Annotated in this window: 13 protein-coding genes; 4 read left to right on the forward strand and 9 right to left on the reverse strand. The window is 75.6% G+C overall.

Features of this window, described 5'->3' with window-relative positions:
* The first annotated feature begins 10 nt into the window (after window positions 1-10).
* Together A4R25_RS28960 and A4R25_RS28965 are read left to right on the forward strand one after the other, a co-directional pair.
* The gene (locus A4R25_RS28960; RefSeq protein ID WP_064448748.1) at window positions 11-514 is read left to right on the forward strand and encodes a hypothetical protein; all 504 of its coding nucleotides are present in this window, start codon (window positions 11-13) and stop codon (window positions 512-514) included.
* Between the two features lie 125 nt (window positions 515-639).
* Window positions 640-1,683: a helix-turn-helix domain-containing protein gene (locus A4R25_RS28965; protein ID WP_043325022.1), complete on the forward strand. Its 1,044-nt coding sequence runs from the start codon at window positions 640-642 to the stop codon at window positions 1,681-1,683.
* Between the two features lie 170 nt (window positions 1,684-1,853).
* Here the strand turns inward: A4R25_RS28965 and A4R25_RS28970 are convergent, their stop codons facing one another.
* Genes A4R25_RS28970 through A4R25_RS29005 form a run of 8 tightly spaced genes read right to left on the reverse strand, consistent with a single transcriptional unit; the run spans window position 1,854 to window position 10,550 of the window.
* Window positions 1,854-2,843, reverse strand: coding sequence for a DNA topoisomerase IB (locus A4R25_RS28970; protein WP_064448749.1), 990 nt, complete (start codon window positions 2,841-2,843; stop codon window positions 1,854-1,856).
* Window positions 2,827-3,786 (reverse strand): glycosyltransferase family 9 protein, encoded by a 960-nt coding sequence (locus A4R25_RS28975; RefSeq protein ID WP_064448750.1) that lies wholly within the window; start codon window positions 3,784-3,786, stop codon window positions 2,827-2,829. The genes A4R25_RS28970 and A4R25_RS28975 overlap by 17 nt, the downstream gene beginning before the upstream one ends.
* Entirely contained in the window at window positions 3,783-4,484 is a 702-nt protein-coding gene (locus A4R25_RS28980; protein WP_043325024.1) for an SDR family oxidoreductase, read from the reverse strand. The genes A4R25_RS28975 and A4R25_RS28980 overlap by 4 nt, the downstream gene beginning before the upstream one ends.
* A 43-nt stretch (window positions 4,485-4,527) precedes the next feature.
* Entirely contained in the window at window positions 4,528-6,024 is a 1,497-nt protein-coding gene (locus A4R25_RS28985) for a PfkB family carbohydrate kinase (RefSeq protein WP_064448751.1), read from the reverse strand.
* A complete protein-coding gene (locus tag A4R25_RS28990; protein ID WP_064448752.1) occupies window positions 6,021-6,713 on the reverse strand; it encodes an SIS domain-containing protein in 693 nt (230 codons plus the stop codon). Before A4R25_RS28990 ends, A4R25_RS28985 begins: the two co-directional genes overlap by 4 nt.
* Window positions 6,713-7,930 carry a glycosyltransferase gene (locus A4R25_RS28995; protein ID WP_043325028.1) on the reverse strand — a complete coding sequence of 406 codons (1,218 nt, stop codon included), beginning with the start codon at window positions 7,928-7,930 and terminating at the stop codon, window positions 6,713-6,715. The genes A4R25_RS28990 and A4R25_RS28995 overlap by 1 nt, the downstream gene beginning before the upstream one ends.
* Window positions 7,915-8,889, reverse strand: a complete 975-nt coding sequence (locus tag A4R25_RS29000; protein WP_064448753.1) for a glycosyltransferase — start codon at window positions 8,887-8,889, stop codon at window positions 7,915-7,917. Before A4R25_RS29000 ends, A4R25_RS28995 begins: the two co-directional genes overlap by 16 nt.
* Window positions 8,886-10,550, reverse strand: coding sequence for an HAD-IIIA family hydrolase (locus tag A4R25_RS29005; RefSeq protein WP_064448754.1), 1,665 nt, complete (start codon window positions 10,548-10,550; stop codon window positions 8,886-8,888). The genes A4R25_RS29000 and A4R25_RS29005 overlap by 4 nt, the downstream gene beginning before the upstream one ends.
* Before the next feature lie 175 nt (window positions 10,551-10,725).
* Here A4R25_RS29005 and A4R25_RS29010 point away from each other — a divergent pair, with 175 nt between their 5' ends.
* Together A4R25_RS29010 and A4R25_RS29015 are read left to right on the forward strand one after the other, a co-directional pair.
* Window positions 10,726-11,247: an SRPBCC family protein gene (locus A4R25_RS29010; RefSeq protein ID WP_307189071.1), complete on the forward strand. Its 522-nt coding sequence runs from the start codon at window positions 10,726-10,728 to the stop codon at window positions 11,245-11,247.
* A gap of 15 nt (window positions 11,248-11,262) precedes the next feature.
* Complete coding sequence (locus A4R25_RS29015) at window positions 11,263-12,030, forward strand: polyprenol monophosphomannose synthase (protein WP_064448755.1); 768 nt, start codon at window positions 11,263-11,265, stop codon at window positions 12,028-12,030.
* Window positions 12,031-12,821: 791 nt separating this feature from the next.
* On the opposite strand, the gene A4R25_RS29020 is transcribed toward A4R25_RS29015, so the two are convergent.
* A complete protein-coding gene (locus A4R25_RS29020; protein ID WP_064448756.1) occupies window positions 12,822-14,414 on the reverse strand; it encodes an NAD(P)/FAD-dependent oxidoreductase in 1,593 nt (530 codons plus the stop codon).
* Window positions 14,415-14,440 lie beyond the last annotated feature (26 nt).

The raw sequence follows: 14,440 nt of genomic DNA on the forward strand, positions 1-14,440 counted from the left end.
GGGCCTGATCGTGATCGAGCAGCCGGCGTACACCCGGTTCGGCGTCTCCGACGAGGAGTGGGGGCTGCTGGTGGGGCTGCCGCAGTCGGTGCTCACCGCGGCGGCCGCCGCCGAGTCCGACGGCACCCGCCGCACCATGGCCGAGAACGCCGCCGGGCTGCAGACCATCGCCGCCGGCCGCGAGTCGGCGAGCCCGCTCGTCGCGGCGGTGGCCGGCGAGATCGTCGACCGGGTCGGCGACCCGGAGACCGGCGCGGAGCTTCCGGTGCTCACGCCGGAGGACCCGAAGGCGATGATCGAGGACGTGCTGGCCCGGGCCGGCCAGGCCGCCGCCCTGCTCGCCGCCCGGGTGGACGAGGGTCAGGCCGGGGCGTACCGGCACTGGCTGGTGGACATCGCCGAGCAGGTGGTGGGCGCGGCCTCCACCGGCGGCATCCTGGGCCTCGGCGGCGACACGGTGACCGACTCGGAGCGGCGGTTCCGGGACCGGCTGGCCCAGGTGCTGAACGACTGAACGGACTGCTAACAGAAGGCTCCCCGGTCCGTCAATGACGGACGTCACGGCCCCACGGGTGTCGCTTTTCGGCCCCGTGGGGCGTCCTGGTTCTAGCAGGTGTGACGAACCACGGGGGTCGGTTGATGGACGGGAAGCTGCGCCGGCAGGTGCTCGACACGGAGGATCTGCCACCACGCGAGCGCTTCGGCATGTGGCTGGACATGATGGCCAGCACCCCGACGCCGCTGCGGGTGCACACCGCGCACGCCGACGACTTCGTCGCGCGGGCCGAGTTCGTCGAGCTGGGCCGGATGCGGCTCATCCGCTACCGCTACCCGTCGGTGGACTGCGTCCGCACCTCGAAGCTGATCCAGCGCTCCGACCCGGACTACTACCTGCTCGCGCTCACGCTCACCGGGACCAGCCAGGCCGACCAGGCGGGGCAGCGGGCCTGCTGCCGCCCCGGCGACCTCACCTTCTACGACTGCTCCCGCCCGCACGAGGTCAGCCACCACGCCGACCCGGCCGGGCCCGCGTACGCCCGCTCGATCGTGGCCCTGATGCCGTACGACGCGCTGCCGCTGCCGCGCCGCCGTCTCGCTCCCCTGTTCGCCGGGCGGATGTCCGGCTCCGAGGGCGTCGGCGGCCTGCTCGCCGACTTCCTCGTCCGGATCACCGCGCACCCCGAGCAGTACCACGCCGCCGACGCCGAGCGGCTGGGCGGGATCGGCCTGGACCTGGTCGCCACGCTGCTCGGCCGCAACCTGGTCTCCGAGGAGGCGGTCCCCACCGAGATCCGGCGGCGCGCCCTGCTCGCCCAGGTGCGCTCGTACGTGGAGCAGCACCTCGGGGACGCCTCGCTGGACCCGGGCCGGATCGCCGACGCGCACCACATCTCGGTGCGCTCGCTGCACCGGCTCTTCGAGGACGAGGAGACCACCGTCGCGGCGTACATCAGGGACGAGCGGCTGGCCCGGTGCCGGCGCGACCTCGCCGACCCGGCGCTGAGCGACCGCTCGATCCAGCTCATCGCCGCCCGCTGGGGGTTCCGGGACAAGGCACACTTCAGCCGCGCCTTCCGGGCCGCGCACGCGGAGACACCGCAGGCATTCCGGGCCCGTCATCTGGAACCGGCACGGATCGTCAACACCACGGCATCCGCAGTCAACTCGGCGCGGACATACTGAACGCAGGGCTGAGACCGCTCCCAGCGGTGGCCCACTGGTATCGGGGGGCCGTGGCGTGGCGTCCGCGGCGGCCCGGCCGCGGGCGGCCGCCCCGGTGGCGGTCTCCCCGCATCCGCGCCGGACGAGGTTTCCGGCCCCGTCGCGCTTCCCCCCAGGACCGACGGGGCCGGTCAGCCGGCCTCCTCCTCCAGCAGCGCCAGCACCGACTTCTCCACCGCCTCGCGCGGCATCTCCGGCTGCACCGGCGCCAGCACCCCGTCGTGGTAGAGGTCGACCACCCGCGGGTCCACGTAGGAGGCCCGCGCCACCGTCGGGGTGTTGCCGAGCAACTCGGCCACCGACCGCATCACCCCGGCCACCGCCCGCCTGCGGGCGGTGGCGGAGCGCTGCGGGCCCACGTTCGCCAGCTCGGCCGCCGCCAGCACGGTGGCGTGCCAGGTACGGAAGTCCTTCGCGGTCATCTCCCCGCCGCTGGCGTCGCGCAGGTAGTCGTTCACCTCGTCGCTGCGCACGTCGCGCCAGGACCGGCCGTCCCAGTAGCCGAACAGCCGCTCCTGGGCCCGCCGCCGCCGGCGCAGGTTGAGCAGCACCCGGCACAGCTCCGCGTCCTCGATCCGGCGGACCTGCTCGATGCCGCCCTTGGCGGGGAACTCGAAGACCACGCACCCGCCCCGGGAGCGGGTGTGCTCGGGGCGCAGCGTGGCCACCCCGAAGGTCGGGTCGTCGCCGGTGGCGTACTGGTCGCTGCCGACCCGGAAGGCGCCCATGTCGAGCAGCCGGGCGACGGTGGCGAGCACCCGCTCCCGGCGCAGGCCGCGCAGCGCCAGGTCCTGCGTGACCCGGTCCCGTAGCGCGGGCAGCCGGTGGGCCACCTCCAGCACGTGGTCGAACTTCGCCTCGTCGCGCTTGCGCCGCCAGCCCGGGTGGTAGAGGTACTGCTTGCGGCCCGCCGCGTCGATGCCGGTGGCCTGGATGTGGCCGTTCGGGTACGGCGAGATCCACACGTCCTGCCAGGCGGGCGGGATGACCAGCTCGCGCAGCCGGGCCAGCTCCCCGGCGTCGCGCACCGGCTCGCCGGCCGGGTCGAGGAACAGCCAGCCCTTGCCGCGTCGCCGGCGCGCGTACCCCGGCCGGCCCGGATCGCTACGCCGCAACCTCACCGGATACCCGTTCCACGTCGGCCACCGCGGCCACCACCTCGTCGATCCCGATGGCATTCAATGTCGGGTGGCTTCCTACCCCGCGTGACCCGGTCGAATCCGGGTTGACGTGCGTGGGCTCGATCGCACCGAGGGCGCGGTGGCGAGGCCGGTCCGCCGGTGGCCCCCAGTGCGCCGCCGGCACCGGCCCGAACAGCACCACCGAGGCGGTGCCGTAGCCGGTGGCCAGGTGCGCCACGCCGGTGTCCCCGCTGACCACCAGCCGCGCGCCCGCGACGAGCGCGGCCAGCTCGGCCAGCCCGGTCCGGCCGGCCAGCACCGCCTCCGGCGGCAGCCCCCCGTCGCGGGCGACCCGCTCGGCCAGCGCCCGCTCGCCGGCAGATCCGGTCACCGCCACCCGGTGACCGCGCGCGGTCAGCTCCCGGGCCAGCCCGGCGAACCGCCGCGCCGGCCAGCGCTTCGCCGGGATCTTGCTGCCCGGGTGCAGCAGCGTCAACCCGGCCGGTACGCCGCCCGCCGCCGGACGGCGCAGCGCGAGGTCTCCCGGGTCGGCCGGCAGGCCGTACGCGTGCAGCAGGCGGCACCAGCGGCGCACCTCGTGCTCGTCGTCGTCCCAGGCCGGGCCGTCCGGGTGCCCGGCGTCCGGGTTGCGGTGGGCGAGCAGCCGGCCGGGGCGTACGGCGGCCAGCGCCCGGTGCGACTGCGGCCCCCGGCCGTGCAGGTTGACCGCCACCTCCGGCGGCGGTCCGGTCCACGCGATCCGGTCCGGTCCGGTGGTGGGCAGTACCCGGTCGACCGCCCCGGTCAGCTCCGCCAGCGGCGCCAGCCAGTCCGGCGCGGCGAGCACCAGTTCCCGGCCCGGCAGGCCGGCGCGCAGGCCACGCAACGCCGGCACGGCGGTGACCAGGTCGCCGACGCCGAGCGCCCGCAGCACCAGGATCACGGGTACGAGGACTCCTGCGCGGCGCACACCACCATCTCGCGTACCGCGCAGCCGGCCGGCTGGGAGAGCGCGAACATGACCGCGGCGGCGGTGTCGGACGGCTCGTTGAGCACCGCGTCCGGGCCGGGGCGGTACTGCGCGTCCCGCTCGTCGAAGAACGCGGTCCGCATCCCGCCCGGGATCAGCAGCGTCACGCCCACAGTGCCGGCCAGCTCGGCGGCGAGCGCCCGGGTGAAGCCCACCACCCCGAACTTAGCCGCGCAGTACGCCGTCGCGTCGCTCACCGCCTTCACGCCCAGCGTCGAGGCCACCGTGACGATGTTGCCGCGGGACGCCTCCAGCCAGGGCAGCGCGGCCCGGATCACCGCGGCCGTGGCGAGCAGGTCCACAGTGACGATCCGTTCCCAGGTCTCCGCCGGGATGTCGGCCAGCTTCCCCGGCACGTCCATGCCGGCGGCGGTGACCACGGCGTCCAGCCCGCCGGAGCGTTCCGCGAGATCGCGCGTGGCGGCCTCGGCGGCTCGGGTGTCGGCCAGGTCGCACTCGGCCCAGGGCACACCGTCGGCGGGACGCTGCCGGTCCAGCACCAGCGGGCGTCCACCGGAGCGGGCCACCGCGGCGACCACCGCCGCGCCGAGCCCGCTCGACCCGCCGGTGACCAGGACCGCGGGCCCGGCGCCGGGGGCGGGGGCGTTCATGCCGCCGCCCGCGCGACCGCGCCGGATCGGATGCGTCGCTCGTTCATCGTGCTCCCTTCGCCGTGGACCGGACCACCGTCTGCGCGACGGCCTCCGCCGGGTCGAGCGTCGGGGCCGGCCAGCCGCCGCTGCCCCGTCCCGCCCGCGCGGCAGCGATCATGTCGGTGGTCGAGCGCCCGTCGAGGTACGGCACCACCACCGTGTGCCCGCCCCAGCGGGCCAGGATCTCCGACTCGGGCAACGTCTCGGCGCCGCCGCCGCTGGCGTAGTCGCCGCCCTTGACCCAGATGTCCGGACGCAGCCAGGACAGCGCCGCCTCCGGGGTCGGCTCGTCGAAGATCAGCACCGCGTCGACGCAGCCGAGCGCGGCGAGCAGCCGGCCCCGGTCGCCCTGCGGCACGACCGGGCGCTCCGGTCCCTTGAGCCCGGCCACGCTGGCGTCGGAGTTGAGGCAGACCACCAGGCAGTCGCCGAGTTGCCGGGCCGCCTGGAGCGTCGCCACGTGCCCGGCGTGCAGCAGGTCGAAGCAGCCGCCGGTGGCGACCACGGTGCCGCCGGCCGCGCGTACCCGGGCCACCACCTCACCGGCCGCCCCGGCGCCGACCCGGTCGCCGCCGCCGGTGACCACCGCCGGGGCCACCGCCCGTACCGGGGCCGGCAGCGCGGCGGCCACGCCGCCCCCGGCCACGTACGCGGACGCCTGCGCGACCGCCTCCTGCACCGCCTCGGAGACCAGCGCCCCACGGGCCAGCGCGAGCGTCGCGGTGGACGCGAAGCGGTCCCCCGCCCCGCAGGTGTCCCCCTCGGCCGGTGGCGCCGGCACCACCAGGGGCGTGGATCCGGCGTGACAGAGCAGCGCGCCGTCCCCGCCGAGCGTCACCGCGACCGCGCGCGCCTGCCAGCGGCGGCGCAGCGCCTGCGCGCTGCGGGACGCGGCCGACAGGCGGGACCCGCCCGGCGGCGTCTTGGCCAGGTCGCGGGCCTCCGGCTCGTTCGGGGTGGCCAGGTGCACCCCGGGTACGGCTGCCGGTCCGCGCGGATGCGGGTCCCAGACCACCGGCGCCCGGGTGGCGGCCAGCGCGGCGCGCAGCGCGGGATGCCCGGCCACGCCCCGGCCGTAGTCGCTCACCAGCACGGCGGACGCGTCGGCGATCAGCCGCAGCACGGCGTCGCTGGGCTGACCGGGCACACCGGCCGCGCCGCCCCGGTCGTGGCGCAGCAGCACCCGGCCGCGTACCCGCAGCCGGACCTTCTCCGGGGTGGCGCCGGCCAGCGGCAGCGCGTACAACCGCACTCCCGCGGCGGCGAGCAGCGTGCCGAGCCGGGCCCCGCCGGCGTCGTCGGCGACCGCTGTGACCAGCGCGACCTCGGCGCCCTGGGCGGCCGCGAACACCGCGGCCAGGCCGGCGCCGCCGGGACGGTCGACGGAGGAGGTCTCGTCCAGCACCGGCACCGGGGAGTCCGGGCAGAGCCGGTTCACCAGACCCTCGACGTCGCGGTCCAGAAGCGTGTCCCCGAGCACCACCACCGGCCCCCTCATGCCCGGCCTCCCGGTCCGGCGGGCGCCGCCGGGTCCGGGTCGCCGAGCACCACCTCGACGCCGGTACGCACCGGTTCGGCCGGCGCCGGGGCGGCGAGCGCCGCCGGCAGCGCCCGTTCGACGTACTCGCAGAGCACGTGCGAGGCCACCAGATGCAGCTCCTGCACCACCTGCCCGTCCGGCGAGTCGATCGCCAGGTGCTCGTGGCAGAGGTCGGCGAGGGGGTTGGGCGCGGGGCCGGTGAAGGCCCAGGTGCGCAGGCCGGTCTGGTGGGCGGCGTGGGCGGCGGTGAGGAGGTTGGTGCTGGTGCCGCTGGTGGTGAGAAGCAGGAGGATGTCGTGGGGTCGGCCGTGGGCGCGTACCTGTCGGGCGAAGGTTTCGTCGTAGCCGTAGTCGTTGGCGATGGCGGTGAGGGCGCTGGTTTCGGCGTGGAGGGCGATGGCGGACAGGGGTTGGCGGTCGTGGCGGAGTTTGCCGACGAGTTCGGCGGTGAGGTGCTGGGCTTCGGCGGCGCTGCCGCCGTTGCCGGCCACCAGCAGCCTCCCGCCGGCGGCGAGCCGCTGCGCCAGTTCCTCACCCCAGCGGGCCAGCATCCGCTCCGACTCCCGCAGCGGCAGCAGCGCGGCGGCCAGCAGCGCCAGATGGTCCTCCAGCAGCGTGCCGCCGGCGGCCGGCGGGGTCGCCGTCATCAGGCGACCACCCGGGTGGGACGGCCGACGCTGGCCACCTCGCCGTACAACTCGGTGAGGCGGTCGGCGGTGGTGGCCCACGAGTAGCGGGTGCGCGCCCGCTCCAGCGCCGCGGTGGCGTAGGCGAACCGGCGGATCCGGTCACCGAGCAGGCCCCGGATCGCCGCGCCGAGCGCCGCCGGATCGCGGGCCGGCACCAGGTCGCCGGTGCGGCCGGGCACCACCGTGTCGATGAGCCCGCCGACCGCGGTGCCGACCACCGGCACGCCGCACGCCATCGCCTCCAGCGGGGTGAGCCCGAACGGCTCGTACCAGGGTGCGGCGACGAGCACGTCGGCGGACCGGTACCAGCGGCCCATCTCCTCCCGGGGGACCGCGCCGACCAGCCGCACCCGGTCGGCGACGCCGAGCGAGCGGGCCAGCGTCCGCAGGCGCAGCGCGTACGGGTCGGTCTCCAGCAGTCCGGCCGGCGGGCCGCCGACCACCACGCACTCGGCGTCCGGCACCTCGGCGACGGCCCGGATGACGTCCTGGAAGCCCTTGCGCTCGACCAGCCGGCCGACGGTGAGGATGCGGGCCCGGCCGCCGTCACGGTCGGCGACCGGGCCGAGCGGGGCGAACGTGGACAGGTTCACCCCCGACGGCACGACTGTCATCCGGGAGCGGGGCACACCCATCCGGACCAGCTCGGCGACCTCGTCCTGGCACTGGGCGACCACCCGGTCCACCGAGCGGCCCAGCTTCCGCTCGTGCTCGACCCGGCCCGGCGGGCTGGTGTCCTGCGCGCCCTGGTGGCGGCGCTTGACGGTGCCGAGCGCGTGGTAGGTCTGCACCACCGGCACGCCCGCGCGGCGGGCCGCGGCGAGCCCGGCCAGCCCGCTCATCCAGAAGTGCGCGTGCACCACCTCGGGCTGCCAGTCGCCGGTGCGCCACCGGTCGGCCAGCCAGTTGCCGAACGCCGGCATGTACGGCAGCAGGTCGTCCTTGGCCACCGGCTCGGCCGGCCCGGCCGGTACGTGCACCACCTCGTACCCGTCCGGGGCCCGCACGCTCACCGGCAGGTCCACCGCGTCGAGCCGGGTGTAGACCCGTACGTCGTGACCGGCGGCCGCGAGCGCGGCGGAGAGCTCCGCGACATGCGTGTTCTGGCCACCGGCGTCCTCCCCGCCGAGGACGGCGAGCGGGCTGGCGTGCTCCGAGATCATCGCGATGCGCATACTTCCTCCTCCAGCAGCCGGTCCCAGTCGGCGAGGAAACGCTCCAGGCCGTAGCGGCCCCGGGCGGCGGCCCGCGCCGCGGCGCCCGCCCGGCGGGCGGACTCCCTGTCGTCCAGCAGGCCACGGGCGGCCTCGACGAGCGTGTCGACCCGGGTGGACAGCGCGCCCGCCTCCGGCGGGACGGCTTCCACCGCTTCGGTGGTGGCCAGCGCCACCACCGGCATGCCCATGGTCATGGCCTCGACGAGGCTGAGGCCCAGTGAGGTCCAGCGGCACAGGTGCAGGTAGGCGCGCCGTTTGGCGAGTTCGGCGTGCATGGCGTGCTGGGGTACGTCGTCGTGGCTGGTCAGCCGGTCCTCGGGCAGTCCGAGGTGGGCGGCGAGACCGGCCACCTTCATGCCGTAGACGTCGAGCGGGGCGAGCGCGGCGAACCGGGCGAGCAGGTCGGTGCCGGTGACTCGCCAGCGGCGTACCGGCTCGTTGATGACCACGGCGAGGCGGTCGAGTTCGCCGGTCCATTCGACGGCGGGCGGTACGACGCCGTGGTCGACCACCGTGGTGCGGGTGCCGCCGTTGTCCCAGAACAGCTCGTTGAACGCGGTGACGTGGGTGAGCAGCAGGTCGTCGCGGTCGGCCATGGGATGACGGGTGTTCGGCACGTCGCCTTTCGGCGTGTTGTGCTCGACGTAGATCGCCGGGACGTCGCGTCCGGGGCGGCGGCCGAGCCACTCGGCGGCCAGGTCGAGTTCCTCCGGGCGCTGCAGGATCACCAGGTCCACGTCGGCGCCGCGCAGGTCTTCCGGCGTGACCTCGACCGCGCTGTCCGGCCACGGGTAGGTGCGCGCCCGGCCCAGCCCGTACGGGCCCCGGTCCGGCGTGACCGGCACCAGGTAGCGGTGCTTGCCGTGCACGAAGGACGTCGTCCACGACCCGTGGACGTGCCACAGCAGGATGTTCATCCGACCACCCCGCCCGCCACCGGCGCCGGCACGCCGAGCAGCCGCAACGCCTCCAGCACCCGGCCCGGCTCGACCGCCGACAGGCACGGGTGCCCGGGGACCGGGCAGACGGTGGCGCGGGTGTCCCGGCAGGGCGCCGCCGCGTCGCCGAGGCGCACTGTCGGCACCCGGTAGGGCCCCCACTGCCCGAACGGCACAGTGGGCGCGAACAGGCTCACCACCGGCACGCCGAGCGCGGCGGCCAGGTGCGCGGGGCCGGTGTTGCCGACCACCAGCGCGCCGGCCCCGGCGACCACAGCGGCCAGCTCAGCCAGCCCGGTACGCCCGCCGAGGTCGACGCCGCCCGCCGCCGCGACCCGGGCGGTCAGCTCCCGCTCGTCCGGCCCGCCGGTGACCACCACCCGGTGACCGGCCGCGCCGAGCACCCGGACCACTCGCGTGGCCAGTTCCTCCGGGCAGGCGCGGGTCTCCACCGAGGACCCGGGATGCAGCACCACGTAGCCGGGCGCCCCGGCCTCGGCCGCGGGCGGCGGAAGCCGGTCGGAGCGGATGCGCAGGGCGGGTTCGTCGTGGCCGGGCAGCGCGAATCCGGCGGCGGCGGCGAGGGACAGGGCGCGTTCCGGTTCGGGTACGCCGGCCGGGACGCGGTGGCGCACGTCGAGCAGGCTGCCCGGGTAGTCGTCGCTGATCGCGCTGATCCGGGGCACCCCGGCCAGGCGCAGCAGCAGCGCCAGCGGCAGCGCGGACTGGTGGAAGGAGGTGAAGACGACGGCTTCGTCGGCGCGTACGGCCGCGAGCCGGTCGGTGAGCGCGCGCATGTCACCCGGGTCGACGGGTGGGGCGGGCGCGTCGATCCACGGCAGCGGCGCTTCGATGATCTCGTCCACGCCGGGCAGCAGTTCGGCCGCCGCCCGGCCGCGTGGCCCGCACAGCAGCACCACCCGCTGCGCGCCGGCCGCCACCGCGCGGATGCCGGGACCGGTCACCAGCACGTCACCGGCGGCGTCGCTGCGGACGACGAGGATCGTGCCCCGGCGGTTACGGCCCGCGCGTTGCGGCGCGGCCGTGAGGCGCATCCTGGCCAGCACTGTGCTCACCGCGTCCGGCAGGTCGGCGGCGACGGTCGGCGCGGCGGCCACCTCGGCGGCCCGGGTGGCCGGCGTGGGCACCATGATCGTGGCAGCGCCGGCCGCCGCGGCGGCGGCCGTGTCCGCGCCGATGTCGCCGATCAGCACGCACCGGGTCGGTGTGGTGCCGAGCGCGCGGGCTGCCTCGTGTACGAGCCCGGGCGCCGGCTTGCGGCAGGCGCACCCGTCGGCTTCCGCGTGCGGGCAGATCGCCCAGTGGTCGAAGGGCCCGAGCAGTTCCTCCACCCGGGCGTTGACCAGCCTCAGCTCGTCCGCGGTGAAGCAGCCGCGGGCCAGGCCGGACTGGTTCGTCACCACGGCGAGCCGCAACCCGGCCGCCCGCAACCGGTCCAGCGCCTCCCGGGCACCCGGCACCGGCCGTACCTTCTCCGGGTCGCCGTTGTACGGCACGTCCTCGATCAGCGTGCCGTCCCGGTCCAGCAGCACCGCGTCGTAGAGGCCGGACGGGAACCGGTCAGCACCCGGGTCAACCCGGGCTGACCTGCACTGATCCCGCTCCTGGTCCCGTCGCACGGGCGGCGGGTTCCCGAGCCCCCGAGGAGTAAACGTCGACGTCGGCGCCAGGCGCGCCCCGCCGGTGCCGGCGCACACGTTGCCACGACCGTTCCGGTCCGGCGATACCCGCCGCCCCCGAGAAGCTAACCCGCATCGCCGTTAGCGGCGGCCCGGGGCGGGGTACCGGTTGGTGATGGCGGTTGTGGAGAAAGTGATCGACGCACCTCCGGAGCAGGTCTTCGAGGTGCTCGCGGACGGGTGGACGTACAGCGACTGGGTGGTGGGCACCGTGCACGTGCGGGACGTGGACGACACGTGGCCCCGGGTCGGCAGCAACCTGCACCACCGGGCCGGGCCCTGGCCGTTCTCGCTGCAGGACAAGTCCACCGTGCTGGAGTGCCAGGCGCCGCACCGGCTCGTGCTGCGCGCCGGGTTGTGGCCGGCCGGCGAGGCGACAGTGGCGTTCGCTCTGGAGCCGCTGGAGGACGGCCGGACCCGGGTGACCATCGGCGAGGACTTCGCCGCCGGGCCGCTGCGGTGGGTCCGGACCAAGCTCAACGACCTGGTGCTGCATCTTCGCAACCGGGAGACGCTGGCCCGGCTGTCCGACATCGCGACCCGGCAGAAGCCGGAGCGGGATCGATCCCTCGGCGGGGCGTCTGTGCGGCCGCCGCACGGCCCACTGGATACCCTCTCAGATGAACCTGTCCGCTGACCGAGGATGTCCGTGATGATCGAACCCGTGCAGTTACCCTCCCCGTGGGGGGATGCGCGCCTGACCGTCGTCGTTCCGACCTACAACGAGGCGGGCAACCTCCCGGTGCTGGTCGAGCGCCTGCTCGCGCTGCCTCTGCCGGGGCTGAAGGTGCTGGTCGCGGACGACAACTCCCCGGACGGCACCGGTGAGGTCGCCGACAAGCTGGCCATCGAGCACCCGGACCGGGTGACGGTGGTGCACCGCCCGGGCAAGGAGGGTCTCGGCCGGGCGTACGTGGACGGCATCGGCCGGGCGCTCGACGACGGCGCGGACTTCGTCGCCCAGATGGACGCCGACCTGTCGCACCCGCCGGAGGCGCTGCCCGGCATGCTCGGCGCGCTGCTGTCCACGCAGGCTTCGGTGGTCATCGGCTCGCGGTACGTGCCCGGCGGTGAGCTGGACGAGAACTGGCCGCTGTACCGGCGCGCGCTCAGCGGCTGGGCCAACCTGTACGTGCACACGCTGCTGCGCGTGCGCATCCGTGACCTGACCGCCGGCTTCAAGATCTGGCAGGCCGAGGCGCTGCGCGCGATCGGGCTCGACCGGGTCCAGTCGAACGGCTACAGCTTCCAGGTGGAGATGCACTACCTCGCCACCAAGCTGGGCCACACCATCCTGGAGGTGCCGATCCGCTTCGAGGAGCGCCGCGACGGCGACTCGAAGATGACCACCGCCACCAAGATCGAGAGCGCGTTGATGCCGTTCAAGCTGCGCAGCCGGCACCGCAACCTCGACACCTGATCCGCCCTGCCCTGCCGCGCGCCCGCAACGCGCCCTCACGCCGCTGTCACGGCGCGTGAGGGCGCGCTCGCCCCGCCATGTCCCGCACCCCGCACCTTTGCTCTGCCGCCACCGGCGCAGCACCGCGTTGACCTGGGGCGCTCTCCCGGCGCCACGGCCCCACCCAGGCGCAATCAAGCACGCTGCGTAACCAACGCCGCATGCCTCACCGCTCCACCCCGCCACCCCGCCACCCCGCCACAGGCGCGATCTTGCAGTTTGGTGCCCGGCAAAGCCTGGCAAAACCGGCATCCCTCGGGCGCCAACTGCAAGATCACGCGGGACGTGGGCGTGCGGCGTGGCGGCTGGCGAGGAGCGGGCTGGCCGAACACTCCCGTGACACACCCGCGCGACGATCAGGCACCTAACCGCAGTCAGTACGTCAGCGGGCACGAGACCGCGGCCACGCCAGGCGCGGCCCGCAGATCTTGGTACGAAAGGGCCCCCATGAGGGCCGTTTCGTACCAAGATCTGCGCCAGTTCCCGGGATGCGGGCTGCTGATTTCACTTGGCGAGATGAGGGCGGGAAGCGGCACCCCGTCTGTCGGTGGGCGAGCTTCCGGTGCCAGGCGTCCTGCGGTTGGCGGGTCGGGCGGTCAGCCGCAATGGGTGCGACCGGAGGTCAGCCAGGGCGAGCGGACGTCGGCGGAGGTCAGCCGCAGCGGGTGCGCTGACGCGGGCCGGGCCCCACTCCCGCGAGGGCGCGGAGGACGGCAGCGGCGAGGGTGGTGCCGCGCAGACCTGGTCAGCGGTCAGCGGTAGACGGCGCGGTGGGCGGCGGCGATCGTGCGGGCGTACACCGCGCCGGTGACGGCCCGGTCGCGGGCCAGCGCGGCCCGCGCCGCGTTCGCCCCCGGCGCGCCGTGCACACCGCCGCCGGGGTGGGCGGAGGCGCTGGCCAGGTAGAGCCGGTCCACCGCGGTGTCGGCGCGGCCCAGGCCGGGGATCGGCCGCAGGAACAACTGCTGGTACGCGGCGGCAGTGCCACCGCCGAGCGCGCCGCCCACCAGGCTCGGCTCGGCGGCCTCCAGGTCGGCCGGGCCGGCCACGTGCCGCCCGACGATCGACGCCCGGAAGCCGGGCGCCGCCGCCTCGAGAACCCCCTCCATCCGCTCCACGTGCCCCACGACGTCCTCGGCCCGCCAGTCCCGGCGGAAGGGCAGGTGGGTGTAGGACCAGAGCGACTCGGTGCCCGGCGGCGAGTGGCTCGGGTCGGCCACCGACATCTGCCCGACCAGCAGGAACGGGTCCCGGGGCAGTTCGCCGCGGGCCAGTTCGGCCGCGTACGTGGTGAGCCCGTCGAGGTCCGCGCCCAGGTGCACGGTGCCGGCGCCGGCCAGTTCCCGGTTCTTCCACGGCACCGGCGCGGACAGCGCCCAGTCGACCTTGAGCGTGGAGCCGTCCCACTTGAAGTGCGCCAGGTCCTCGACCATCCGGGGCGGCAGCGCCGCCGCGCCGACCAGGTCGAGGAAGAGCGCCGGCGCGGGCACGTCGGCGAGCACCGCGCGGCGGGCCCGCCAGTCGGTTCCCCCGGCGGTACGGACGCCCATCGCGCGGCCCCGGGCGGTGAGCACCCGCTCGACCCGGGCGCCGTACTCGATCCGCCCGCCCCGCTCGACCAGCCGGGCCACCAGCGCGTCGGTGATCCGCTGGGCGCCGCCGACCGGCACCGGCCAGCCCACCTGCTGGCCGAGCATGGCGAGCAGCCAGCCGTACACGCCGGAGCCGGCGTCCTCCGGGGACAGGTCGGTGTGCAGGGCGCAGCCGGCCAGCAGGACCGTGCCGCCCTCGCCCTCAAACAGTTCCGCGCCGAGCTTGCGGACGGGCAGCAGGAGGCGGCGGGCCAGGCGGAGCGCGCCGCCGACCCGGAGTTGCCGCAGCAGGCCCAGCCCGCCGCGTACCGGCGGGAACGGGGTGGTGATGGTCTGCAGCATCGGCTCGGCCACCTGGCGCCAGTCGGCGTACGCGTGCCGCCAGCGCTCCCCGTCGCCGGGCGCGAACGCCTCCAGCGAGGCCGCTGTGGTGTCCAGGTCGCGGTTGACCACGGCGGCCCGGCCGTCCGGAAGCAGGTGCGCCAGCACGTCCGGGGCGTGCGTCCAGGACAGGCCGTGCCGTTCCAGGCCCAGCCCGTCCAGGACCGGAGATGCGTACCCGAGCGGGTAGAAGGAGCTGTAGAGGTCGCTGAGGTAACCGGGCGCTGTCACGTACGCGGAGCGGACGGCCCCACCGGGCGCCCCGGTGGCCTCCAGGACGGTGACGTCCCAGCCGGCGTCCACCAGCAGGTTCGCGGCCACCAGCCCGTTGTGCCCGGCTCCGATGACGACGGCGTCGGCGGTCGAGGTCATCGGATCCGCCTACCCGGCCGGTCACC

The sequence above is a fragment of the Micromonospora sp. NBRC 110037 genome (assembly GCF_001652995.1).
GTDB lineage: Bacteria > Actinomycetota > Actinomycetes > Mycobacteriales > Micromonosporaceae > Micromonospora > Micromonospora chalcea.